21 protein-coding genes are annotated in these 22254 nt (G+C 71.3%); 6 read left to right on the top strand and 15 right to left on the bottom strand.

Annotated features, from left to right (window positions below):
* Nucleotides 1–9: 9 nt before the first annotated feature.
* From ACIBG7_RS24280 to ACIBG7_RS24270, 3 genes are all read right to left on the bottom strand, one after another.
* Complete coding sequence (locus tag ACIBG7_RS24280) at nucleotides 10–1503, bottom strand: helicase HerA-like domain-containing protein (RefSeq protein ID WP_397337666.1); 1494 nt, start codon at nucleotides 1501–1503, stop codon at nucleotides 10–12.
* Nucleotides 1500–2216, bottom strand: a complete 717-nt coding sequence (locus tag ACIBG7_RS24275) for a polysaccharide deacetylase family protein (RefSeq protein ID WP_397337665.1) — start codon at nucleotides 2214–2216, stop codon at nucleotides 1500–1502. The genes ACIBG7_RS24280 and ACIBG7_RS24275 overlap by 4 nt, the downstream gene beginning before the upstream one ends.
* A 489-nt stretch (nucleotides 2217–2705) precedes the next feature.
* On the bottom strand, nucleotides 2706–3281 hold the full coding sequence (locus tag ACIBG7_RS24270; protein ID WP_397337664.1) for a helix-turn-helix domain-containing protein: 576 nt from the start codon (nucleotides 3279–3281) through the stop codon (nucleotides 2706–2708).
* Nucleotides 3282–3313: 32 nt separating this feature from the next.
* On the opposite strand from ACIBG7_RS24270, the gene ACIBG7_RS24265 reads away from it, so the two are divergent.
* Both ACIBG7_RS24265 and ACIBG7_RS24260 read left to right on the top strand, forming a co-directional pair.
* Complete coding sequence (locus ACIBG7_RS24265) at nucleotides 3314–4156, top strand: DMT family transporter (protein WP_357927805.1); 843 nt, start codon at nucleotides 3314–3316, stop codon at nucleotides 4154–4156.
* Nucleotides 4157–4176: 20 nt separating this feature from the next.
* Nucleotides 4177–5034 carry an anti-sigma factor RsbA family regulatory protein gene (locus ACIBG7_RS24260; protein ID WP_397337663.1) on the top strand — a complete coding sequence of 286 codons (858 nt, stop codon included), beginning with the start codon at nucleotides 4177–4179 and terminating at the stop codon, nucleotides 5032–5034.
* Here ACIBG7_RS24260 and ACIBG7_RS24255 read toward each other — a convergent pair whose 3' ends face one another.
* Nucleotides 5035–5622 (bottom strand): sigma-70 family RNA polymerase sigma factor, encoded by a 588-nt coding sequence (locus ACIBG7_RS24255; protein WP_357927809.1) that lies wholly within the window; start codon nucleotides 5620–5622, stop codon nucleotides 5035–5037.
* A gap of 229 nt (nucleotides 5623–5851) precedes the next feature.
* Between ACIBG7_RS24255 and ACIBG7_RS24250 the strand changes: the two genes are divergently transcribed.
* Entirely contained in the window at nucleotides 5852–6907 is a 1056-nt protein-coding gene (locus ACIBG7_RS24250; RefSeq protein WP_397337662.1) for a PLP-dependent cysteine synthase family protein, read from the top strand.
* Here ACIBG7_RS24250 and ACIBG7_RS24245 read toward each other — a convergent pair.
* Complete coding sequence (locus ACIBG7_RS24245) at nucleotides 6900–7886, bottom strand: iron-siderophore ABC transporter substrate-binding protein (protein ID WP_357927813.1); 987 nt, start codon at nucleotides 7884–7886, stop codon at nucleotides 6900–6902. The genes ACIBG7_RS24250 and ACIBG7_RS24245 overlap by 8 nt on opposite strands.
* 94 nt (nucleotides 7887–7980) lie before the next feature.
* Here ACIBG7_RS24245 and ACIBG7_RS24240 point away from each other — a divergent pair, with 94 nt between their 5' ends.
* Genes ACIBG7_RS24240 through ACIBG7_RS24230 form a run of 3 tightly spaced genes read left to right on the top strand, consistent with a single transcriptional unit; the run spans nucleotide 7981 to nucleotide 10774 of the window.
* Nucleotides 7981–8973, top strand: a complete 993-nt coding sequence (locus ACIBG7_RS24240) for a FecCD family ABC transporter permease (RefSeq protein ID WP_397337661.1) — start codon at nucleotides 7981–7983, stop codon at nucleotides 8971–8973.
* Nucleotides 8970–9995 carry a FecCD family ABC transporter permease gene (locus ACIBG7_RS24235; RefSeq protein ID WP_397337660.1) on the top strand — a complete coding sequence of 342 codons (1026 nt, stop codon included), beginning with the start codon at nucleotides 8970–8972 and terminating at the stop codon, nucleotides 9993–9995. The genes ACIBG7_RS24240 and ACIBG7_RS24235 overlap by 4 nt, the downstream gene beginning before the upstream one ends.
* Nucleotides 9992–10774, top strand: a complete 783-nt coding sequence (locus ACIBG7_RS24230; protein WP_357927818.1) for an ABC transporter ATP-binding protein — start codon at nucleotides 9992–9994, stop codon at nucleotides 10772–10774. Before ACIBG7_RS24235 ends, ACIBG7_RS24230 begins: the two co-directional genes overlap by 4 nt.
* 9 nt (nucleotides 10775–10783) lie before the next feature.
* On the opposite strand, the gene ACIBG7_RS24225 is transcribed toward ACIBG7_RS24230, so the two are convergent.
* From ACIBG7_RS24225 to ACIBG7_RS24180, 10 genes are all read right to left on the bottom strand, one after another.
* Nucleotides 10784–11671, bottom strand: a complete 888-nt coding sequence (locus ACIBG7_RS24225; protein WP_397337659.1) for a glycerophosphodiester phosphodiesterase — start codon at nucleotides 11669–11671, stop codon at nucleotides 10784–10786.
* Nucleotides 11672–11697: 26 nt separating this feature from the next.
* Nucleotides 11698–13359: a tetratricopeptide repeat protein gene (locus tag ACIBG7_RS24220; protein WP_357927822.1), complete on the bottom strand. Its 1662-nt coding sequence runs from the start codon at nucleotides 13357–13359 to the stop codon at nucleotides 11698–11700.
* Nucleotides 13360–13776: 417 nt separating this feature from the next.
* Entirely contained in the window at nucleotides 13777–14952 is a 1176-nt protein-coding gene (gene ftsY, locus ACIBG7_RS24215) for a signal recognition particle-docking protein FtsY (RefSeq protein ID WP_357927823.1), read from the bottom strand.
* A 130-nt stretch (nucleotides 14953–15082) separates the two neighbouring features.
* Nucleotides 15083–18772, bottom strand: coding sequence for a chromosome segregation protein SMC (smc, locus tag ACIBG7_RS24210; RefSeq protein WP_357927825.1), 3690 nt, complete (start codon nucleotides 18770–18772; stop codon nucleotides 15083–15085).
* Between the two features lie 160 nt (nucleotides 18773–18932).
* A complete protein-coding gene (locus tag ACIBG7_RS24205; protein ID WP_357927827.1) occupies nucleotides 18933–19127 on the bottom strand; it encodes a hypothetical protein in 195 nt (64 codons plus the stop codon).
* Between the two features lie 192 nt (nucleotides 19128–19319).
* Nucleotides 19320–19604 (bottom strand): acylphosphatase, encoded by a 285-nt coding sequence (locus ACIBG7_RS24200; RefSeq protein ID WP_357927829.1) that lies wholly within the window; start codon nucleotides 19602–19604, stop codon nucleotides 19320–19322.
* On the bottom strand, nucleotides 19601–20443 hold the full coding sequence (mutM, locus tag ACIBG7_RS24195; RefSeq protein WP_357927831.1) for a bifunctional DNA-formamidopyrimidine glycosylase/DNA-(apurinic or apyrimidinic site) lyase: 843 nt from the start codon (nucleotides 20441–20443) through the stop codon (nucleotides 19601–19603). Before mutM ends, ACIBG7_RS24200 begins: the two co-directional genes overlap by 4 nt.
* A gap of 5 nt (nucleotides 20444–20448) precedes the next feature.
* Complete coding sequence (gene rnc / locus ACIBG7_RS24190; protein ID WP_397337777.1) at nucleotides 20449–21174, bottom strand: ribonuclease III; 726 nt, start codon at nucleotides 21172–21174, stop codon at nucleotides 20449–20451.
* A 291-nt stretch (nucleotides 21175–21465) separates the two neighbouring features.
* Complete coding sequence (rpmF, locus tag ACIBG7_RS24185; protein ID WP_139632166.1) at nucleotides 21466–21645, bottom strand: 50S ribosomal protein L32; 180 nt, start codon at nucleotides 21643–21645, stop codon at nucleotides 21466–21468.
* Nucleotide 21646: 1 nt separating this feature from the next.
* The gene (locus tag ACIBG7_RS24180) at nucleotides 21647–22192 is read right to left on the bottom strand and encodes a YceD family protein (RefSeq protein WP_357927833.1); all 546 of its coding nucleotides are present in this window, start codon (nucleotides 22190–22192) and stop codon (nucleotides 21647–21649) included.
* Nucleotides 22193–22254: the final 62 nt, after the last annotated feature.

Here is a 22254-nt window from a genome sequence, read left to right as displayed (position 1 = left end):
GTATGCCGTCTACCTGCGCCGCCTGGCCGTACCGAAGATGGCCCGGCTGATCTCCCGGCCGAACGCGCTGGCGGCCGAGCGGGCGAAGGACCGGAAGACCGACGAGCCCAGGATGCCCTCCAGCACGCCCGGCTCCTGCCGCTCGGCGGCCGGGGGCGGGGCGGCCGGCGCCTGCGGGGCGGGCTGCCGCTCGACGACGCGGGCGGCCAGCAGCTCGTAGGCGGACTGCCGGTCGACCGACTGGCCGTACTTTGCCATGAGCGGCGACTGCGCGATCAGCCCGCGCATGGCGACGGGGTCGGTCGGCCCCATCCTCGACTGCGGCGCGCGCAGCCGGGTCCAGGCGACCGGGGTCGGCACGCCCTTGTCGCCCAGCACGGTGACCACCGCCTCGCCGATGCCGAGCTGGGTCAGCACCTCTTCGAGGTCGTAGCCGGAGCGCGGGAAGGTGGACACGGTGGCCTTGAGCGCCTTGGCGTCCTGCGGGGTGAACGCCCGCAGCGCGTGCTGGACCCGCGCGCCGAGCTGCGCCAGCACGTCGGCCGGGACGTCCTTGGGCGTTTGGGTGACGAAGAAGACGCCCACGCCCTTCGACCGGATGAGCCGCACGGTCTGCGTGATGGCCTGCAGGAAGGCCTTGGAGGCGTCGTTGAACAGCAGGTGCGCCTCGTCGAAGAAGAACACCAGCCGCGGCTTGTCCGGGTCGCCCACCTCGGGCAGCTCCTGGAACAGGTCGGCCAGCAGCCACATCAGGAAGGTGGAGAAGAGCGCGGGCCGGTCCTGCACCGAGGGCAGCTCCAGCATCGAGACCACGCCCCGCCCGTCGGGCAGCACCCGGAGCAGGTCGGCGGTCTCGAACTCGGGTTCGCCGAAGAACTGCTCGGCCCCCTGCGCCTCGAAGTTGACCAGCGTGCGCAGGATCACCCCGGCGGTCTGCTTGGACAGCCCGCCGACCCCGCGCAGCGCCTCAGGGTTGTCGATCAGGTACTGGATGACCGCGCGCAGGTCCTTGAGGTCGAGCAGCGGCAGCCCCTGGCTGTCGGCGAAGTGGAAGACCAGCCCGAGCGAGGACTCCTGGGTCTCGTTCAGCCCGAGCACCTTGGCCAGCAGCGTCGGGCCGAAGGCGGTGATGGTCGCGCGCAGCGGCACCCCCTCGCCCAGCCCGCCCAGGGAGTAGAACTCCACCGGGCAGGCGGCCGGCTTCCAGTCCTGCCCGATCCCCTTGGTACGGCCGAGCAGCTTGTCGGAGCTCTCGCCGGGACTGGCCATGCCGGACAGGTCGCCCTTGACGTCGGCCAGGAAGACCGGCACCCCCTGCGCGGAGAGCTGCTCGGCCAGCACCTGGAGGGTCACCGTCTTGCCGGTGCCGGTCGCGCCGGCGACCAGGCCGTGCCGGTTGAGCATGCGCAGCGGGATGCGGATCTGGTCGCCGGGGCTGGGCTCGCCGTCCACCAGGAGCGCGCCAAGGTCGAGGACCGGGCCGTCGAACTCGTAGCCGATCATCGTTCGGTGTACTTCCTTCCCGGCGCGGGACGCTTGCCGTACAGCTCGGAGACGGTCACGAAGTCGAACCCGCGCCGCGACAGGGAGGCGACCAGCGACGGGACGGCGGCGACGGTGCTGCGGTGGATGTCGTGCATGAGCACGATGGAGCCGGGGCCCGCCTGGACGGCGCGGCGGGTGACGACCGAGGCGACGCGGTCGCGCCAGTCGAGCGTGTCGACGTTCCACAGGATCTGGGCCAGGCCCTCGCGGCGGCTCTCGGTGGCGACGCGGCCGTCGGTGGAGCCGTACGGCGGGCGCATGACCTGCATCTCCACGCCGGTGCGGTCGGCGACGATGTCCTGGGTGCGGGCCAGTTCGGCGCGGATGCCGTCGCTGGACAGGCCGGTGAGCTGGGCGTGGCTCCAGGAGTGGTTGCCGAGTTCGTGCCCGTCCTGGACCATGCGCTGCAGGGTGTGGTGCCGGTCGGCGGCGACCATCTGGCCGACCACGAAGAAGGTGGCTCGCACGCCGCGTTCGCGCAGCAGGTCGAGCAGGCCGGCGGTGTAGTCGCCGGGTCCGTCGTCGAAGGTGAGCGCCACGCACTTGCGTTTGGCGCAGTTGATCTCGGCCTTCGGACGGGGCCAGTGCGGTTGCATCCCACTCAACCGCTTGGCCAGCTCCTCAGGCGCCATTCGCACTGCCGGGCGGCCCTCCTCCACCCGGACGGTCATGGCCCCTCTCTCTGGTGGCTTGGTCGCACATCCAACCGCCACCGCCATGACCAGCAGCGCACATCGTCCGCGCAAGCTTCCCCCCGAAACGCGTTCGGGGGCTTACATCACGGATAGTCCTGTGCCGAGTCCCCCCGCAGTTCTCGAGCCAGGTCTTCCCACCAGGGTGGGACATCCGCCTGGAGTTCTGTGTACCGGCGCGCCACTCTTATGGCACATCCAACCGGATCCGTACCCAAATGCCGACGCTTCACCGTCCCTTCCTGCCATCGGTAAAAACCATCACGGAACCGAACCACCAGACCGATCCACACGGAGAGCGTGGAATCGTCACCGACCTCATCTGTGTCGGTCACGCCGAGACCGGCAAGCTCCGCTCGGAGCTTCTCGATCGCAGCACGGGCTTCACTCACCTGAACCCCTATCGACGGGTTGTCGAACAGATAGGGATGTACCCAGCATCTGTTGACCGATTGAGTAATCGGAACTTTACGATTCGGCGACTTCTTTCGGCTCGACAACGACCATCGTGAAGCGAAGAGGTTGGGATCCCGTATTCGCGTAGCGGTGCGGGCGGTCGGCGGTGAACAGCAGCGCGTCGCCCTCGGTGATCGTGTGCGTCCTGCCGTGGACGGTGAGGGTGAGCTCGCCGTCGAGGACGGTCAGCATCTCGCGGGTGCCCGGCGGGTGGGCGTCGCCGTCGTGGTGGGCGCCGGGGTCGAGGCGCCAGTCCCACAGTTCGAGGATCATCGGCGAGTCGGCGCCGACCAGCAGCTTGGCGACCGAACCGGCGTGGGTGAAGGTCATCACCTCGCTCTTGGCGATCACCCGCACCGGCGGCACGTCGTAGACCTCGACCAGCTTGGCGACGGTCGTGCCGAGCGCGGCGGCGATGCGGGTCAGCGTGGAGACGCTGGGGTTGGTCCGGCCCTGCTCGATCTGGACGAGCATGCCCTTGCTCACGCCGGCCCGCTGGGCGAGGGCGTCGAGGGTGAGCCCGCGGTGGGTGCGCTGCCCGCGGACGTTCGTCGCGATCGCCGCGGTGATGGCCTCTGTCTCGTGCAATATAGAGTACCAATCGTGCAATGGAGTGAACTATGCTTGCTGTGATCTTAGCGACAACCTGCGCCGTGGTGTACGGCACCGCCGACTTCTTCGGCGGCCTGGCCTCCAAGCGCTCGCGAGTGCTGTCCGTCGTGGTGCTCTCCCAGCTCGCCGGGCTGGCCCTGGTGCTGGTCCTGCTGCCGGTGCTGCCGGGCGCCTACTCGGGCGAGGCGCTGGCCTGGGGTATGGCCGCCGGCGTCGCGGGCGGGCTGGGCCTGGTGCTGTTCTACCGGGCGCTGGCCACCGGGGTGATGTCGGTGGTCGCGCCGACGACCGCGGTGACCTCGACGGTGCTGCCGGTGGTGTTCGGGCTGGCCATGGGCGAACGGCCGCACCTGATGGCGGTGGCGGGCATCGTGCTCGCGGTGTCGGCGGTCGTGCTGGTCAGCCGCAGCCCCGCCGAGGGCTCCCGGTCCTCGACCGGCGCGGTGCTGTCGGCGCTGGCCGCCGGCGCGGGGTTCGGCGGCTTCTTCATCCTGCTCGCCCTCGCCCCCGAGGGGACGGGCATGTGGTCCCTGGTCGGCGCCCGGCTGGCCTCGGTCGGCCTGGTGGCGCTGCTGGCGGTGCTCACCCGGCGCTCGCTGCGGCCCGGCCAGGGCTCGATGCGGATCATCCTCGCCGCGGGCGTGCTGGACATGGCGGCCAACGTGCTCTACCTGCTCGCCGAGCAGCAGGGACTGCTCAGCCTGGTCGCGGTCCTGGTCTCGCTCTACCCGGCCAGCACGCTGCTGCTGGCGCGCTTCGTGCTGGGCGAGCGGTTGCGCGGCATCCAGATGGCCGGGGTAGCCTTCGCGCTCGGGGCGGTGGCGCTGATTGCCGTTGCACCCGCGCCCTAGCGCTTGCTACGGTTCGCAGCGTGCTCACGCACATCGCCGTGCCGTACGAGTCCGACGAGGGGTTCCTCCGGCTCGTCCGCCCGCGTGTCGAGCAGGCGCTCCACGACGGCCGCCACGCCCTGGTCATCACCTCGCCGCGGCGGCTGGAGCTGCTCGGCCTGCCGGTGGACAGCGCGCCGTCGGGCGAGTGGTACCGCCACCCGCAACGGGCACTGGCCGCGCTGCACGAGTACGCCAGCGGGCGGCGCACCATGGTCGTCGGCGAGCCGCCGGTCGAGGGCGAGGGCTGGATCCGCTACGAATCGGTGATCAACGCGGCGCTCAGCGAGCAGGACTGCACCATCCTCTGCCTGTACGCGGCGCTGCCGGAGCACGTGCTGCTGACCCATCCGGCCGAGCTGGCCGCCGACGGCCTGCGGCCCAGCAGCCGGTACGTGCACCCGGCCGAGCTCGTCCTGGCCGGTGACCGGGCGCCGCTGGCCGAGCCGGTCGGCGAGGTGCGGGCGACCGCCTTCACCGCGCCGGAGCTGGCCAGGCTGCGCCGGGTGGTGGCCGACTACGCCCGCGCGGCGGGCATGGAACGCGGCCTCATCTCCTCGCTCGTGCTGAGCGTCTCGGAGGTGGCCGCCAACAGCGTGGAGCACGGCGCGGGCCACGGCACCATCACGATGTGGACCAACGGCCGTGAGGTGGTCTGCGAGATCTGCGATCCCGGCGGCGCGCTGACCGACCCGCTTCCGGGCTATCTGCCACCAGAGCCCGAATCCCAGCGGGGATACGGGCTCTGGATCAGTCGTCAGTTGTGTGATCTGGTGCAGATCAGGGGTGGCGAGGTGCTGCGTATCAGACTGCACATGCGCCTGCGCCAGAGCGCCTGATCAGGCCGCGCGCTGCGCCGGGATGCCGGCCGCCCGGCCCTCCTCGAGCGCGTAGCCCTCCAGCATGCTGCGGAGCTGACGGCGCCCGCGGTGCAGGCGGGACATCACGGTGCCGATCGGCGTGCCCATGCGCTCGGCGATCTCCTTGTAGGCGAAGCCCTCGACGTCGGCGAGGTAGACCGCCACGCGGAAGTCCTCGGGCAGGGCACGCAGGGCGTCCATCACCGTGCTGTCCGGAAGCTGCTCCAGGGCCTCGGTCTCGGCCGACTTCAGGCCGGTGGAGCTGTGCGACTCGGCCGCGTGCAGCTGCCAGTCCTCGATCTCCTCGGCGGCGGAGAGCTTCGGCGAGCGCTGCTTCTTGCGGTAGTCGTTGATGAAGTTGTTCGTGAGGATGCGGTGCAGCCACGCCTTGAGGTTGGTGCCCTCACGGAACTGGTGGTAGGACGTGTAGGCCTTCGTCACCGTCTCCTGGACCAGGTCCTCGGCGTCGGCGGTGTTCCGGGTGAGGCGCATGGCGGAGGCGAAAAGCTGAGTGGTCACCGGTACGACGTCACGCTCGAACCAGTCCTGACGCTGCTCATCGGTCATCGTGATCAATTCTCTCCCCCTCGCACTATCCCCCGGTCCGGCGCGAGCGCCGGATCCCATGCTCGCAAACCCGCCCTAAGGTGGGTGTTAGCTGGTCACTGGGGCCTACCATCCGTTTGCTCGCGGCGTGCGGTGCTACGTCCACGGCCGGACAAGTCTCATTATCATAACACTCTCTCTGCAATTCAGCATGAGATGTGGCAGGAGTCACAAAGGTTAGGTATGCGACATGAAACCTGTTGACCGCCAGTGGGTCGCGGACGCCGTCCGCACCGTGGAAGCGGACTCGAACCGGAGTGCTGACACCCATCTCCATGTTTTTCCGCTTCCCTCGCGCTGGGGGGTAAACCTCTACCTGAAAGACGAGTCGGTCCACCCCACCGGTTCACTCAAACACCGGCTCGCCCGCTCTCTTTTCCTGTACGGCCTGGCCAACGGCTGGATCGGCCCGGCGACGACGATCGTCGAGGCCTCCAGCGGCTCGACCGCGGTGAGCGAGGCCTACTTCGCCCGGCTGCTCGGCCTGCCGTTCGTGGCGGTGATGCCGGCGGGCACCTCGCCGGAGAAGATCGCGCTGATCGAGTTCTACGGCGGCAAGTGCCACCTGGTGGAGGACCCGACGACGATCTACGCCGAGTCCCGGCGGGTGGCCGAGGAGAGCGGCGGCCACTTCATGGACCAGTTCACCTACGCCGAGCGGGCCACCGACTGGCGGGGCAACAACAACATCGCCGAGTCGATCTTCCAGCAGCTCACCCTGGAGCCGCACCCGATCCCCCGCTGGGTGGTCGTCGGCGCGGGCACCGGCGGCACCTCGGCGACCCTGGGCCGCTACATCCGCTACCGCTGCCACCCGACCCTGCTGGCGGTGGCCGATCCCGAGGGCTCGGCCTTCTACGACTCCTGGGCCACGGGCGACCCCTCGGTGACCGCCGCCGGCTCGCGCATCGAGGGCATCGGCCGGCCCCGGGTCGAGCCGTCCTTCGTGCCCGCGGTGATCGACCGGATGATGCGGGTGCCGGACGCGCGTTCCATCGCGGCCATGCGCTGGGTGCGCGAGGTCACCGGGCGCGACGTGGGCGGCTCGACCGGCACCAACGTCGCCGCCGCGGTGGACCTCATCCGGGAGATGCGGGCCGCGGGCGAGCGGGGCAGCGTGGTCACCCTCATCTGCGACGGGGCCGAGCGTTACCGCGGCACCTACTGCGACGACCGCTGGGTCGCCGCGCAGGGCCTGGACCTCGGCCCCCATCTCGAGGACTTCGAGCGCTTCCTGCTCAGCTAGCGCGGGCCGGGTCGACCGCGAAGAGCTTGGCCAGGTCGTCCAGGATGGCGTGGGCGCCCTGCAGGCCGACCGCGCTCATCCAGATGGCGTCCTGCACGTCGTGCTTCTCGCCCTTGAGCTTGCCCCACAGTGGGTTGTTCACGAACTGCTTCTTCGGCCCCTCGGCGGAGGGGTCGGCGTAGGTCGAGACGAAGATGTGGTCGGCGTCGAACTCGGCGATGCGCTCCTGGGAGATGTCCACCGCGATGGCGTTCGGGTCCTTGGGCTGGTTCTCCGGCCGGGGGAAGCCGACGTCCTTCAGCACGATGCCGGAGTAGGAGTTCTCCACGTACAGCCGCGTCGTGGGCTCGCCGGCGAAGCGCACCACGGAGACGGTGGGCATCTCGCCCTCCTTCTCCTTGATCGCCGCGCCGATCTTGCCAGCCCGGTCCTCGAACTCCTTGATCTTGGTGTCGGCGAGCTGCTCCTTGCCGAGCGCCTGGCCCATCAGCCGGACGTTCTCCTTCCAGATGGCGCCGGTGGTCTCGCTGAACACGGTCGGCGCGATCTTGGAGAGCTTGTCGTACAGGGCCTCGTGCCGCACCTTCGCCGAGACGATCAGGTCGGGCTTGAGCGCCATGATCTTCTCGAGGCTGGGCTGCTCCAGGCTGCCGACCGGGGTCGCGTCCTTGCCGTACTCGGCGGCGACCTTGGCCATGTAGTCGGGCAGCTTGTCGTCGATCGAGCGGTAGGTGGTGTAGCCGACGACCGGCGTCTCCAGCGTCAGCACCGCGTCCACGAAGCTCTGGTCGAGCGCGACGACCCGCTTCGGCTGGGTCGGGATCTTGGTCTCGCCCATGGCGTGCTTGATGGTGCGGAAGGCCTCGGCGGACTGGCCGGCGGCCGGAGCCGAGGCGCCGCCGCTCGTGCTGGACGACCCGCAGGCGGCGAGTCCCATAGCGAGCACGGCACCGAGGGCCACTGCGGGGAACAGCTTCATGACAGAACTCCTCGTAAGGGCAACCTAAGTAAGTTTAGGCAGCCCTAAGCTGGCATACTTCAACGGGACCGGCAAATGGGCTAGGAGGACAGCGGTGGCACGTGCACGCTTCCTTGCCGTGCTCATCGGGGCTCTGGCCGTCGCCGTTGTGCTGAGCATCACCATCGGGGCGAAGGCCGTGCCGCTCGCCGACGCCTGGCAGGCGCTCACCGCGCCCACCGGCACCGAGAACGACATCATCATCCGCTCGCTCCGCATCCCACGGACCGTCATCGGCGTGCTCGCCGGGATCGCGCTCGGCGTCGCCGGCGCGCTGATGCAGGGCCACACCCGCAACCCGCTGGCCGACCCCGGGCTGCTCGGCGTGACCCAGGGCGCCGCCTTCGCCATGGTCGCCTCGATCATCTTCCTCGGCACCACGAGCCTGTACGCCTACATCTGGTTCGGCCTGGCCGGCGCCCTGATCGCCAGCGTCGGCGTCTTCGCCCTCGGCATGGTCGGCGGGCGAGGCGGGCCGACCCCGGTGACGCTCGCGCTGGCCGGCACCGCGGTCAGCGCCTTCCTCTACGCCCTGACCTCCGCCGTCGTCCTGCTGGACGAGCAGGCCATGGACGTCTTCCGCTTCTGGCAGGCCGGCTCGATCGCCGCCCGCGGCTCCGAGGTGATCTGGCAGGTCCTGCCGTTCATCCTGGTCGGCCTGGTGCTGGCCATGATGAACGCGCCCGGCCTGAACGCGCTGGCCCTGGGCGAGGACGTGGCCCGCGGTCTCGGCCAGAACGTCAACCGCACCCGCGCGGTCGGCGTGGCCGCGGTCACGCTGCTGACCGGCGCCACCGTCGCCGCCTGCGGCTCGCTGGCCTTCATCGGCCTGATCGTGCCGCACCTGGCCCGCTCGCTGTCCGGCACCGACCACCGCTGGCTCCTGCCCTTCTCCGGGCTGATCGGCGCGGTCCTGCTGCTACTGGCCGACGTGATCGGCCGCGTGGTCGCCCCGCCCGGCGAGCTGGAGGTCGGCGTGGTGCTCGCGCTGATCGGCGCGCCGTTCTTCATCGCGCTGGTGCGGCGCAGGAAGCCGGTGCGGCTGTGAAGCTCCGCGTGCGCCCCCGCGCCCTCATGGTCTCCGCCATCGGCTTCGTCCTGCTGGGCTTCCTGATGGCGCTGAACATGCGCATCGGCGACATCCCGCTCTCCTTGCCCGACGTCCTGCGGGCCACCTTCGACCCCGCCGACCCCGCGCACTTCGTGGTCATGGAGCTGCGCCTGCCCCGCGCGCTGACCGGCGCCCTGGTCGGCGCCGCCCTGGCCATGTCCGGCGCGATCATCCAGTCCATCGCCCGCAACCCGCTGGCCAGCCCGGAGATCCTCGGCGTGACCACCGGCGCCTCGGTGACCGTCGTGGCCGGCATGGTCGTCACCGGCAGCACGTACGGCGGAGCCAGCGGCCTGCTGATGGCGCTCGGCATCCCGGTCCTGGCCCTGGCCGGCGGCCTCATCGGCGCGATCGTCGTCTACGCCCTGGCCTGGCGGCGCGGCCTGGACGGCTACCGCCTGGTCCTGGTCGGCATCGGCGTCGCGGCGGTCTTCACCAACGTGAAGTACTGGCTGATGACCGTGGGCGACGTCAACGACACCACCCGCGCGATGGTGTGGATCTCCGGCTCGCTAAACGGCCGCGGCTGGGAGCACGTGGTGCCGGTCGGCTTGGCGCTGCTGCTGCTCATCCCGCTCACCCTGGCGGGCGCCCGCATCCTCGACGTGCTGCGCTTCACCGACGACACCGCGGTCGCGCTGGGCGTGCGGCTCAACCGCTCGCGCGGGCTGATGATCCTGTCGGCCGTGCTGCTGGCCGCCGTCGCCACCGCCTCGGCCGGTCCCATCGCCTTCGTCGCCCTGCCCTCGCCGCAGATCGCGATGCGCCTGGTCGGCTCCGGGCGGCCGCCGCTGGTCACCTCGGCGGTGGTCGGCTCGGTGCTGGTCGCCGGGGCCGACCTGGTGGCGCGCACCGCCTTCTCCCCGCTCGAGCTGCCGGTCGGCATCGTCACCGCGGTGCTCGGCGCGCCCTACCTGATCTACCTGCTCGTCCGAATGCGAAGGGGGAGCCGCGTATGAGGCTTCAGGCCGTCGACGTCCGCCTCGGCTACGGCGATCGCGTCGTGGTGGACGGACTCGACCTCGGGATCGAGCCCGGGACCGTCACCACGATCATCGGCCCCAACGGCTGCGGCAAGTCCACGCTGCTGCGCGCGCTCGGCCGGCTGCTCAAGCCGAGCGGCGGCGAGGTGCTCCTGGACGGCAAGCGCATCGACAAGCTGCCCACCCGTGAGGTGGCCCGCGTGCTGGGCGTGCTGCCGCAGGCGCCCTCCGCGCCCGAGGGACTCACCGTGGCCGACCTGGTCGCCCGCGGCCGGCACCCGCACCAGACCTGGTACCGCCAGTGGTCGTCCGACGACGAGTCGGCCGTGGGCCACGCCCTGGCCATGACCGGTCTCGCCGACCTGGCCGAGCGCCCGCTCGACGAGCTGTCCGGCGGCCAGCGCCAGCGCGCCTGGATCTCCATGGCGCTGGCGCAGGGCACCGACCTGCTCCTGCTCGACGAGCCCACCACCTTCCTCGACCTGGCCCACCAGGTGGAGGTGCTGGAACTGGTGCGGCACCTGCACACCTCGGCCGGCCGGACGATCGTCATGGTCCTGCACGACCTCAACCTGGCCGCGCGCTACGCCGACCGGCTGGTCGCCATGCGGGACGGCCGCGTGGTCGCCTCGGGCGCCCCGCACGAGGTGCTGACCGAGGAGCTGCTGGCCAAGGTCTTCGACCTGGACGCGGTGGTCATCGCCGACCCGGTCGCCGGCACGCCGCTGGTGGTGCCGATCGGCACCCGGCACTAGCCGCCGGCTTCAGCGGCCGAGCACCTTCTTCAGCAGGTCGGGCCGGTCGGTCATGATGCCGTCCGCGCCCAGCTCCACCAGCCGGCGCATGGTCGGCTCGTCGTTGATCGTCCAGTAGTGCACCTGCAGGCCCAGCCGGTGCGCGCCCTCGATCAGGGCGGGGTCGGTCAGGTCGAAGCCGCTGCTCTCGGTCGGGAGCTGGAGCACCCCGGCCTGCGGGCGATAGAAGCCGGGCACGAAGAACTTGTGCGTCAGCGCGAAGGCCGCCGCCTCGGCCCGGCCCGCGCCCAGCGCCACCCGGCCCTCGGACAGCTCGTCGAAGCGGTCCACGATGGCCTGGTCGAAGGAGACCACCACGACCCGGTCCGCCAGGCCGTGCTTCTGGATCAGCGCCCACAGCTTCGCCTCGATGCCGGGGTAGGGCGCCTTGATCTCGATGTTGAACAGCTTGCGGTAGCGGGTGAAGAGCTCCTCCAGGCGCGGGATCCGGGCGCCCTTGCCGCGGAAGCTCGCCCGCCCGTCGAGGTCGGTGAAGCGGTAGCCCGCGTCTAGCCGGCTCAGCTCGGCGTAGCTGAAGGAGTCCACCCGGCCGGTGCCGTCGGTGGTGCGGTCGACGGTCTCGTCGTGGATCGCGACGAGCTCGCCGTCGGCCGTCAGGTGCACGTCGGTCTCCAGCACGTCCGCGCCCAGCGAGACGGCCAGGTCGAAGGCCGCCAGCGTGTTGCTGGGCGCGAGCTGCTCGCCGCCCTGGTGGGCGATGAACAGCGGCGTCCTGGCGCCCGGGAAGGGCTGGACGGGCCGGTCCGGCGGGAACAGGTGCGTCATCGCCAGGTTGACCAGGAATGCCCCCGCCAGGACGGCCACGAGCCCGCCCAGGAACCGCCGTATCAGCTTCACGAGGCTCATTATGGGGCGAAACGCCCTCAGTCTTCCGCGAGCGCCTGCCGGACGTCCGGGTCGTCGGGGGCCAGCTCGGCGGCCCGCAGCAGGTCCTCCCTGGCCTCCTGGTGCCGGCCGCAGGCCCGCAGCGCCACGGCCCGGTTGAACAGCAGCTCCGCCGACTCGGCCAGCTTGACCGCCTGGGTGAGGTCGGCGACCGCCGCCTCGAACTCGCCGCCCAGGTAGGCCAGCTCGCCGCGGTTGGCCCATGCCGCCACCAGGTCGGGCTGCAGGCCGAGAGCGGCGTCGTAGGCCGCGCGCGCCGCCTCCGTGCGGCCCTCGATCGCCTCGACCTGCCCGCGTACGGCATGCAGGTGCGCGTTGGCCGGGTCGAGCTCCAGGCCCTTGGCGACGTCGCGGGCGGCTCCGCCGTACTCGCCGAGGGCGACGAGGAGGCCCGCCCGGTTGACGTAGGCGGGCGCGAAGCCCGGGTCGAGCTCCAGGACGTAGTCGAGGTCGGCCAGCGCCCCCGCGTGGTCACCGGCCGCGAAGCGCAGCTCCGAGCGGTTGTAGTACGGCTCGGGAAAGGGCGGGCTGAGCCGCATCGCGCTCTCGTAGTCGGCCAGCGCCTCCTCGGTGCGGCCCAGCTTGGCCAGCAGGTTGCCCCGGTCGAGGTAGTAGTCGGGGTAGCCGGGGTCGAGCTCGATCGCGCGGGTGTAGTCGGCCAGGGCCGCCTCTCCCCCGCTCAGCAGCGCGCGGTTGCCGTACAGCACCAGCAGGTGGATCGGGTGCGTCCCGGCCAGGTGCCGCTCGGCCAGGTCGATGGCCTCGGCCACCAGGCGCGCGGCGGCCTCGAAGCGGCGCAGCCGTACCTCCACCAGAGCCCGGGTGTTGAGGTCGAAGCCCAGATGGAAGGCGCGCTCGGCCGGGTCGGGCAGCAGCGAGGTGATGGCGATCGCCTCGTTGACCCAGGCCAGCGCCTCCGTCGCGTCGCGGCGGGCGGGGTCGTGGTGGCGCACCAGCAACGTCGCCATCGAGCAGGCGACGGTGGCGCGGTGCTTGGGGTCCACGCCCTCGCGCCGGGCGAGCTGGTAGAGCTCCCAGGCCTCGTCCTCGCGCTCGATCGCCTCCAGCGCCCCGGCGGTGCGGTGCAGCAGGGTCCACCACTCCTCCTCACCGGGCGTCAGCCGGGCCAGCGCGGGCGGTCCAGCCTCGGCCATGGCGTGGTGGAAGCCCTCGTCGCGGTAGCGGTCGAAGTCCTCGCGCAGCGGGCCGCCGGCGGAGGTGTGCGCGCCCTCGACCAGGCGCAGGGCCGGCACCCGGCGGCGCAACACCTCGATCAGCTCGCGGTCGGTCTGGTCGGCCTCGGCCAGGTTGTCCACGGTCACCGTGAGCTCGCGCCCGGCCAGGGCGTCCCGGCAGAACTCGGCCAGGCCGTTGGCGATGCGCAGCGTACGGCGGGCGCCGGGGATCAGGATGCGCTGCGCGGACGGCAGCGAGTCGGCGCGGCTGCGCCGCCGGACGGGCACCCGCTCGGCCAGGTTCGGCGCCGCGACGCGCAGTTCGATGTCATGGGCGGCCACCAGGTCCGGTGACGCCGCGGGCAGCAGCAGGCCGATCAGGGCGGCGCCGAGCGTGTACGGCCCGCCGATCCGCCGATCGGCGTCCAGGCGCGCGGCAGCGTCCTGAAGAAAAGGTGTGGTCACCAAGAACTCCCGAGAAACAGCTTCCGTACCCGGGGTCCACGGAACGCTCCCGCGCTGGAGAAGTCCCGGTCCAGGCCGCGCCCGAGCGCGGCCGGCGCCCCGGAAAGGGCTCGCGCGATGGGCCGGCGACCCTGTCCAGGACGCCGGCCTCCCGCAGCGTCAGCCCTTGTGCCTCGGCGCGGCGGCGCCTGCAGGCTTCACGGTTCCGGGCTTGTGGACCACGACCTTCTTCATGTGCACCTCTCGTCCGACCAAGGCGAGCCGCCGACAAACTGTGCCATCGCCCGCGATCTCGCCATGACGCCTCATGTGACCACGGTCTCCCGCATAGATCAAGACTTGACGCGGTAAGGGACAATTCCCCTAAATACGGAAACGCTCCGCGAAATTCGCGGAGCGTCCGAAATCACCGAGAGTTCACTCGCCGAGCAGTGCGTCGACGAACACCTCCGGGTCGAAGGGCGCCAGATCGTCGGGGCCCTCGCCCAGCCCGACCAGCTTCACCGGCACGCCCAGCTCGCGCTGGACCGAGATCACGATGCCGCCCTTGGCCGTGCCGTCGAGCTTGGTCAGCGCGATGCCGGTGATGTTGACCACCTCGGCGAAGACCTGCGCCTGGCGCATGCCGTTCTGGCCGGTGGTGGCGTCGAGCACCAGCAGCACCTCGTCCACGGTGGACTTCTTCTCGATGACCCGCTTGACCTTGCCCAGCTCGTCCATCAGGCCGGTCTTGGTGTGCAGGCGGCCGGCCGTGTCGACGATGACCGTGTCGGCCTTCTCCGCCAGACCCTTGGCCACCGCGTCGAAGGCCACCGAAGCCGGGTCGCCGGCCTCGGGACCGCGCACGACCTCGGCCCCCACCCGGTCGCCCCAGGTCTGAAGCTGGTCGGCGGCGGCGGCGCGGAAGGTGTCGGCCGCGCCGAGCACGACCTTCTTGCCGTCGCCGATCAGCACGCGGGCCAGCTTGCCGGTGGTGGTGGTCTTGCCGGTGCCGTTGACGCCGACGACCAGGACCACCGCCGGGCGCTCGCCGTGCTTGTCCACGTGCAGCGTCCGGTCGAGCTCGGGGTTGATCTGGATCAGGAGCTGCTCGCGCAGCAGCGCCCGCACCTCGTCGGGACTGCGGCTGCCCAGCACCTTCACCTTGGTGCGCAGCTCCTCCACGATCGCCTGCGTGGGCGCGACGCCGATGTCGGAGGTGAGGAGGGTCTCCTCGATCTCCTCCCAGACGTCCTCGTCGAGCCGGTCACGGGAGAGCAGCTCCAGCAGGCCCTTGCCCAGCGCGCTCTGCGAGCGGGCCAGCCGGGCGCGCAGGCGCACCATGCGGCCCGCCGAGGGCAGCGGCACCTCGACCTCGGGCTTGACCACCATCGGCTCGGCCGGCGGCGGAGGCGGGACCGTGGTGGTCGCACCGCCTTCGCCCTCCTCCACGCCCTTCGGCCGCGGGGCCTCCTCCTCGACCGGCTTGGCCTCCGGCGGCTTCACCTCCGGCGGGGCGGCCTTGCCCCCCGGCCGGAACAGGAAGAAGAGGCCGCCTGCCGCCAGCAAGGCGACGACGGCCACGATCACGATGATGACAAGGGAGTCAGTCACAATTAGTCAGTTTTCCAGATCAACGAGCATGCTCCGAACACCGAAGCCTCCCGCCGTCCCCGCACCCGGCCTCACCTGGGCGCTCCCCAGGGCTCCGCGTGGCGGCTGCGTGGCGGCCGGAACCGCGCGCTCAGGCGGGTTCGCGCTCGCGCAGCCGCTGGCTGACCACCTGGGTCACGCCGTCGCCACGCATCGACACGCCGTACAGCGCGTCGGCGATCTCCATCGTGCGCTTGTTGTGCGTGATCACGATGAGCTGCGAGGTCTGCCGCAACTCCTCGAACAGGGTCAGCAGCCGCTGCGTGTTGGTGTCGTCGAGCGCCGCCTCGACCTCGTCCATCACGTAGAACGGGCTCGGCCGCGCCTTGAAGATGGCCACCAGGAAGGCCACCGCGGTCAGCGACCGCTCCCCGCCGGACAGCAGCGACAGCCGCTTGACCTTTTTGCCCGGCGGCCGGGCCTCCACCTCGATGCCGGTGGTCAGCATGTCCTCCGGCGCGGTCAGCACCAACCGGCCCTCACCGCCGGGGAAGACCCGGGTGAAGATCTGCTCGAACTCGCGGGCCACGTCCTCGTAGGCGGAGCTGAACATCTGCTCCACCCGGTCGTCGACCTCCTTGACCACGGTCATCAGGTCGCGCCGGGTCTTCTTCAGGTCCTCGAGCTGCGAGGTCAGGAAGGCGTGCCGTTCCTCCAGCGCCGCGAACTCCTCCAGCGCCAGCGGGTTGACCTTGCCGAGCTGCGTCATCTGCTTGTCGGCGGCCCTGGCCCGCTTCTCCTGCTCCTCCCGGACGTACGGCACGGCGGGATCACCCGGCACCAGCGCCTCGGGACCGTACTCGGCGATCAGCGCCTCGGTCTCGACGCCGTACTCGTCGAGCGCCCGCTGCTCCAGTTGCTCCAGCCGCAGGCGCTGCTCGGTGCGGGCCACCTCGCTGCCGTGCACCCGGTTGACCAGCCGGTCGAGCTCCTGGCCCAGCTCGCGCACGTGCACGCGGACCTGCTTGAGCTCGGCGTCCACCGCGACCCTGGCCAGGTCGGCCTCGTCCCGCTCGCGGGCCGCCCGCGTCACCGAGGAGGCGAGCGTGGTGAGCACCTGGCGGGCCGCGCCGGCGATCTTCTCGGCCAGCTCGGCCTGGCGGCGGCGGCGCTCGCGCTGCTCGACGGCGCGCACCCGCTCCTCGCGCTCGCGCTGGGCGGCGGCGATGAGCTGGTCGGCCTTGCCCTCCACGCCCCGCACGCGCTCCTCGGCGGTGCGGACCTGGAGGCGGGCCTCCATCTCGCGCTGCCTGGCCGCCTCGCGGGCCGCGGCCAGCTCGTCCCGTTCGTCGGTGGTGGGCTCGGCCTCGAGCTCCTGGGCGTACTCCGCCTCGGCCAGGCGCATCTCCAGCTCGGTCGCCTCTTCCTGGCCGTCGGCCCGGGCGTCCTCGGCCGCGCGCACGCTCGTGTTGAGCCGCTCGGCCTCGCCCAGCGCCGCCTTGGCCGCGGCGTCGAGCTGGGCCAGCCGCTTGGCCGTGGCCGCGTTGCGCTGGTCGGCCTCGCGCTGCCGGGCCCTGGCGCGGTCCAGGGCGCCCTGGGCCGTGCTGACTCCGGCCTGGGCCGCGCTGGCCGCCCGCTGGGCCTCGGCCACGCCGGTCTGGGCCGTCTCCAGCGCGGCCTGGGCCGCCTGCTCCGCGGCCAGCGCCTCGTCCAGGGTCTCGGCGGTCGTCTCCGCGGTCGCCCTGGCCGCCTCCAGGTCGGCCACCGCGGCGTCGAGGGCGGCTCTGACCTGCAGGATCGAGCTCCCGCTCGTCGCCCCGCCCTCGGCGATGTGCATACCCACGACGTCCCCGTCGCGGGTCACCGCCCGCAACTCCGGGTGCCGCTCGACCAGGGCCCGGGCGCTCGCCAGATCCTCGACCACCACGACACCCGAGGTCAGGTGGCCGAGCGCGGCCCGCAGTTCGCCCGGCACACTCACCAGCTCAGCCGCCCACCGCGCCCCACCCGGAGCCGGTACGGCGTCGCCCGGACTGGCCACCAGGAGGCCCGAGCCGGCCACCAGCAGGGTGGCGTGCCCGCCCGCCGACTCTCGAAGGTGCGTCAGCGCCTCGACCGCCGACTCCAGCGACTTGACCGCCACCGCCTCGGCCGCCCCACCCAGCACGGCGGCGACCGCGGCCTCGTACCCGGGCTCGACGGTGAGCGAGGCGGCCAGCGGCCCGAGCACCCCGGCCAGCCCGGCGGCCAGCAGAGCGGCCCCACCGTCCGCGCCCCGGGCCAGGCCGAGCTCCAGCGCCTCCCGGCGCGCGTCGAGCGCGGCGACAGCCCGCTGAGCCTCCTGATCGGCGGCCCGGGCAGTGCCCACCGCCGCCTTGGCGGCCTGGAGAGCGGCCCGGGGCTCGGCCAGGGCGGCGGAGGCGCGCTCCACGGCCTCCCGGGCGTCCTCGGCCACCAGGACGGCCTCCTCGACCGCAGCGCTCGCCGTGGCGAGCTCCTCGGCCAGGGCGGGATCGGTCTCGGGCTCCTCGGCCAGCGCCAGCTCGTGCTCCTCCTGCGCTCGGCGGGCCCGCTCGGCGGCGTCGAAGACGGCCTTCTGCAACCGGCCGATCTCCTCCTCGGCGGCCCTGACCCGGCTGCGGGCCGAGTCGACCTGGCCGCGGAGCCGTACGAGCCCCTCACGGCGGTCGGCGGCGGCCCGGGCGGCGGCGGCCAGCCGGCGCTCCTCCTCGGCCAGCGCGGCATCGGCCTCGGCCCGGCGCTCGACCACCTCGTCGAGCAGTTCTTGGGCGTGCTCCAGCTCGGCGGCCAGGATGAGCTCCTGCTCGCGGGCCTCGGCGGCCTCGCGCTCCAGCTCCTCAGGGTCGCGGCCGCGCCGTTCGATGGAGGCGGCGTCGAGGGCGTGGCGGTGCCGCTCGGCGGCGAGCTGCTCCAGGCCGGTGATGCGCTCACGCAGCGAGGAGAGCCGGAAGTAGGTCTCCTGGGCGGCGGTCAGCCGGGGCAGCGCCTCGGCCTCGGCCTCCTCCAGCGCGCTCTCCCGGAGCTGGCCCTCCTCCAGGGCGGCCTCGACCTGGCGGCGGCGCTCCAGGATCGCGGCCTCGTCGGCGGCCTCGCGCTCCAGGGTCCGGCGGAGGGTGACCACGTCGTCGGCGAGCAGCCGCAGCCGGGCGTCGCGCAGGTCGGCCTGGATGACGGCGGCCTTGCGGGCGATCTCGGCCTGCCGGCCCAGCGGCTTGAGCTGGCGGCGCAGCTCGGTGGCGAGGTCCTGGACGCGGGTCAGGTTGGCCTGCATCGCGTCGAGCTTGCGGAGCGCCTTCTCCTTGCGCTTACGGTGCTTGAGGACGCCGGCCGCCTCCTCGATGAAGGCCCGGCGATCCTCGGGGCCGGCGTGGAGCACCGCGTCGAGCTGGCCCTGGCCCACGATCACGTGCATCTCGCGGCCGATGCCGGAGTCGGACAGCAGCTCCTGGATGTCGAGCAGGCGGCAGGTGTCGCCGTTGATGGCGTACTCGCTCTGGCCGCTGCGGAACATCAGCCGGCTGATCGTCACCTCGGTGTAGTCGATCGGGAGCGCGCCGTCGGAGTTGTCGATGGTGAGGGTGACCTCGGCCCGGCCCAGCGGCGGGCGGCTGGAGGTGCCCGCGAAGATCACGTCCTCCATCTTGCCGCCGCGCAGCGACTTCGCGCTGTGCTCGCCCATGACCCAGGCCAGGGCGTCGACGACGTTGGACTTGCCGGAGCCGTTGGGACCGACCACGCAGGTGATGCCCGGCTCGAAACGCAGGGCGGTGGCGGAGGCGAAGGACTTGAAGCCGCGCAGGGTCAGGGTCTTCAGGTACAAGCGCTGCCCCCTCCCCTCGGCGCTCCCGTCAGCGTCAAAGGGCAAGCCTACTGGTCATCCCCACCCCGCGCTGGTCATCGGCGGGGCGGCGGAAGGGGCCGGAAAACGCCGAAGGGACGCCCGCTTCGAGGCGTCCCTATGATTTAGCGCTTCCGACCACTCAGGTGAGTGCCGGCTCGCGCTCTTGCAGGCGGTTGTATGCCTCATCCCGGTTCTGGGCCGCAAGAGCATCGTTCTGTGCCTGAAGCCGGATGAGTTCTGCCTCCAGATCGCGGATCCGCTGCTGCAGACGGCGCATCTCCGAGACCATCCGAGGGTCAGGACCGCCGACGTGGCCGAGTAGAGCCTTCGCCATGGTAAAGGGTCCTCCACGCTGAGTGACCAGACTGGTTCGCGCACTTCTTCATTCCGCGGGAGGGGTGCGCGTGGTACCTAACAAGAGTCGCACCGGTGGTCTGGACGGTCAAGTTGAACGCACCGCGTCGACCTACCATTGGGCACTCCCGACATACAAATATACCCTATTTGGCGCGTTTGGCCAAATGGATCATCGCTCGACAAAGCCGATCAAACTACCTCGGGCTTCACTCCATCGTTCCACCACTCCATCCACCTGCCCCGGCGTGTCGCAACCATGCAGCAGATGGAGAAGCTTGACGCAAGACTGCTTCGAACCTTCCGCGACCACCTCGACCCGACCGTCGGCGGTGTTGCGCGCCCAGCCGGTCAGCCCCAGCTCCAGCGCCCTGGCCCGGGTCCACCAGCGGAACCCGACGCCCTGCACCCGGCCGCGCACCCACGCGGTCAGCCGGACCGGATCGGCCTCGCTCACCGGGGCCTGCGCTGGCAGGTCGGGCACGAGTAGGACGAGCGGTTCATGAACGGATCGCGCCGGATCGGCGTGCCGCACCGCGAGCACGGCTGGTCGCGCCGGCCGTACACCTCCAGCGAACGGTCGAAGTAACCGCTCTCCCCGTTGACGTTGACGTAAAGGCTGTCGAACGAGGTGCCGCCCTGACCCAAAGCCTCGGCCATGACCGCGCGAACCCCGGCCAGAAGTTCGGAGATCTGTGGCCGGGTGAGCGTGGCGGTCGAGCGCGCCCAGTGCAGCTTGGCCCGCCACAGCGCCTCGTCGGCGTAGATGTTGCCCACGCCGCTGATCAGCGACTGGTCCAGCAGCGCCCGCTTGACCTCGGTCCGCTTCGCCCGGAGCCGGCGCGCGAACTCCTCCTCGGAGAAGACCTCCTCGAACGGGTCGGGCGCGATGTGCGTGATCGGCTCGGGGATGCCGTCGACCAGCGGGGTGACCATGACGTGGCCGAACGTCCGCTGGTCGACGAAACGCAGGTCGGGACCGGAGTCAGTGAAGGACAACCGCACCCGCAGGTGCTTCTCCGCCGGGGTGTCCGGCCGCACCACCAGGAGCTGGCCGCTCATGCCCAGGTGCGCCAGGAGCGCGTCGGAGCCGTCCAGCGGCAGCCACAGGTACTTGCCGCGCCGCCGTACGTCGGAGACGGTACGGCCGGCCAGCGCGGCGGTGAAGGCGGTCGCGCCCGGCAGATGGCGGCGGATGGCCCGCGGGTGCAGGACCTCGGCGGTGCCGACGGTCCGGCCCGTGACCCACTCGGCCAGCCCCCGCCGGACGACCTCGACCTCGGGCAGTTCGGGCATCGGGCCTAACCAGCCGCGCCCGGCACCTGCGAGGCCGGCTGCTGGAGCTGGCTCGCCTGCTGGGCGTCACGCGCCTCGCGAGCGGCCCGGATGCGGGTCCAGGCGGCCTCGGCCGCCTGCTGCTCGGCTTCCTTCTTGGAACGCCCGCTGCCGGACCCGTAGGACTGGCCGCCCACGCGGACGATCGCGGTGAACGACTTGGCGTGGTCGGGGCCGCTCTCCTCGACGTGGTACTCGGGCACGCCGAGCGCCTCGGCGGCGGTGAGCTCCTGGAGCGAGGTCTTCCAGTCGAGCCCGGCGCCGAGCGAGGCGGAACGGATGATGAGCGGGTCGAAGAGCCGGTGCACGACGCGGAAGGCCTCGTCGAGGCCCTTGTCCACGTAGATCGCGCCGATCAGCGCCTCGAGGGTGTCGGCCAGGATCGACGACTTGTCGCGCCCGCCGGTGCCCTCCTCGCCGCGGCCGAGCCGCAGGAAGCGGCCGAGCCCGAGCTGGCGGGCCACATCGGCGAGAGCACGCATGTTGACCACCGCGGCCCGGAGTTTGGCCAGCTGGCCCTCGGGCAGATCGGGGTGGTTGCGATAAAGGGTGTCGGTGACCACCAGGCCGAGCACCGAGTCGCCCAGGAACTCCAGGCGCTCATTGGTGGGCAGGCCACCGTTCTCGTAAGCGAACGAGCGGTGCGTCAGCGCCCGCTCGAGGATCTCGGCGTCGACACGGACGTCGAGCACTTTGTCGAGCTCGTCACGAGCGACTTCGACGGCGATGGGTTTGGGAGCTACGCCCACGTGCTTCCTCCTCGGACATCATCCAGCAATGCGCGATGGCTGGAGATGCCCGAAAACGTGGTGGGCGTCGGGGACGAGCCGACTACACGGGTTCTGATCCGTCGGGATGAGCCGACTGGAACCCAGTCTGCACGAGCTCCGGCGTCCACCACGGCCGCGGGCGAACCGCCACCGCGTCGCGATGGAGACCATGAGGCCGACCGGATCATCCGGCCGGCACAAGGTCACCTGCGATCAGGCAGACGGCTCGATGACCTGACGGCGGTTGTAGGTGCCACAGGTCGGGCATGCGATGTGCGGCTGCTTGGGGGAGCGGCACTGCGGGCAGCTCACCAGCGCGACAGCAGTCGTCTTCCACTGGGAGCGGCGGTGGCGAGTGTTGCTCCGCGACATCTTCCGCTTCGGGACGGCCACGTCACTTCTCCTGATCGTTCTCGATTGCCAAACCTTGCAACGACGCCCAGCGGGCGTCGATCTTCTCGTGCCGGTGATCCGCGCCGGCTTCCGCCAGCCTGATCCCGCACTCCACGCAGAGCCCCTGACAGTCGTCCTGGCAGACCGGGCTCAACGGCAGTGCGAGCACCGCCGCGTCGCGGAACGTCGGCTCGAGGTCGAGCAGCTCCCCGTCGAGCAGCGAATCCTCCTCCGAGGCATCCTCGTCGGAGTAGAAGAAGAGCTCCTGCAGATCGACCTCGATCTCGTCGGAGACCGGTTCGAGGCACCGCACGCACTCCCCCGCGAGGGGGGCGCGAGCCGTGCCGGACACGAGCACGCCTTCCATCACTGCTTCGAGCCGGAGATCCAGCTCGACTTCGGCGTCCTTGGGGACACCGATCATGTCGACGCCCAGATCCAGCGGAGCCGGGAGAGTGAGATGCATCTGGCGCATCGAACCCGGTCGCCTGCCCAGGTCGTGGGTGGAGATCACCCATGGGGCGCGTGGGTCGAGGTGCTGTGTCATCCTGCTCTCGCTAGGCATGGCGGAATCATCGCGTCGTACAAGGCCGAATAGAAACAATACCA

Origin of the sequence: Nonomuraea sp. NPDC050328 (assembly GCF_044459405.1) — a bacterium.
Lineage (GTDB): Bacteria > Actinomycetota > Actinomycetes > Streptosporangiales > Streptosporangiaceae > Nonomuraea.
Note: the sequence above shows the minus strand (reverse complement) of the source record. Positions and strands in the feature narration are given on the sequence as shown.

Excerpts from the sequence above, each read along its gene's own strand:
- ACIBG7_RS24250 (WP_397337662.1), top strand. The coding sequence starts at position 5,852 with ATGAAACCTGTTGACCGCCAGTGGGTCGCGGACGCCGTCCGCACCGTG.
- ACIBG7_RS24280 (WP_397337666.1), bottom strand. The coding sequence starts at position 1,503 with ATGATCGGCTACGAGTTCGACGGCCCGGTCCTCGACCTTGGCGCGCTC.
- ACIBG7_RS24265 (WP_357927805.1), top strand. The coding sequence starts at position 3,314 with ATGCTTGCTGTGATCTTAGCGACAACCTGCGCCGTGGTGTACGGCACC.
- mutM (WP_357927831.1), bottom strand. The coding sequence starts at position 20,443 with ATGCCCGAACTGCCCGAGGTCGAGGTCGTCCGGCGGGGGCTGGCCGAG.
- ACIBG7_RS24245 (WP_357927813.1), bottom strand. The coding sequence starts at position 7,886 with ATGAAGCTGTTCCCCGCAGTGGCCCTCGGTGCCGTGCTCGCTATGGGA.
- ACIBG7_RS24205 (WP_357927827.1), bottom strand. The coding sequence starts at position 19,127 with ATGGCGAAGGCTCTACTCGGCCACGTCGGCGGTCCTGACCCTCGGATG.
- ACIBG7_RS24230 (WP_357927818.1), top strand. The coding sequence starts at position 9,992 with ATGAGGCTTCAGGCCGTCGACGTCCGCCTCGGCTACGGCGATCGCGTC.
- ACIBG7_RS24180 (WP_357927833.1), bottom strand. The coding sequence starts at position 22,192 with ATGACACAGCACCTCGACCCACGCGCCCCATGGGTGATCTCCACCCAC.
- ACIBG7_RS24275 (WP_397337665.1), bottom strand. The coding sequence starts at position 2,216 with ATGACCGTCCGGGTGGAGGAGGGCCGCCCGGCAGTGCGAATGGCGCCT.
- ACIBG7_RS24255 (WP_357927809.1), bottom strand. The coding sequence starts at position 5,622 with ATGACCGATGAGCAGCGTCAGGACTGGTTCGAGCGTGACGTCGTACCG.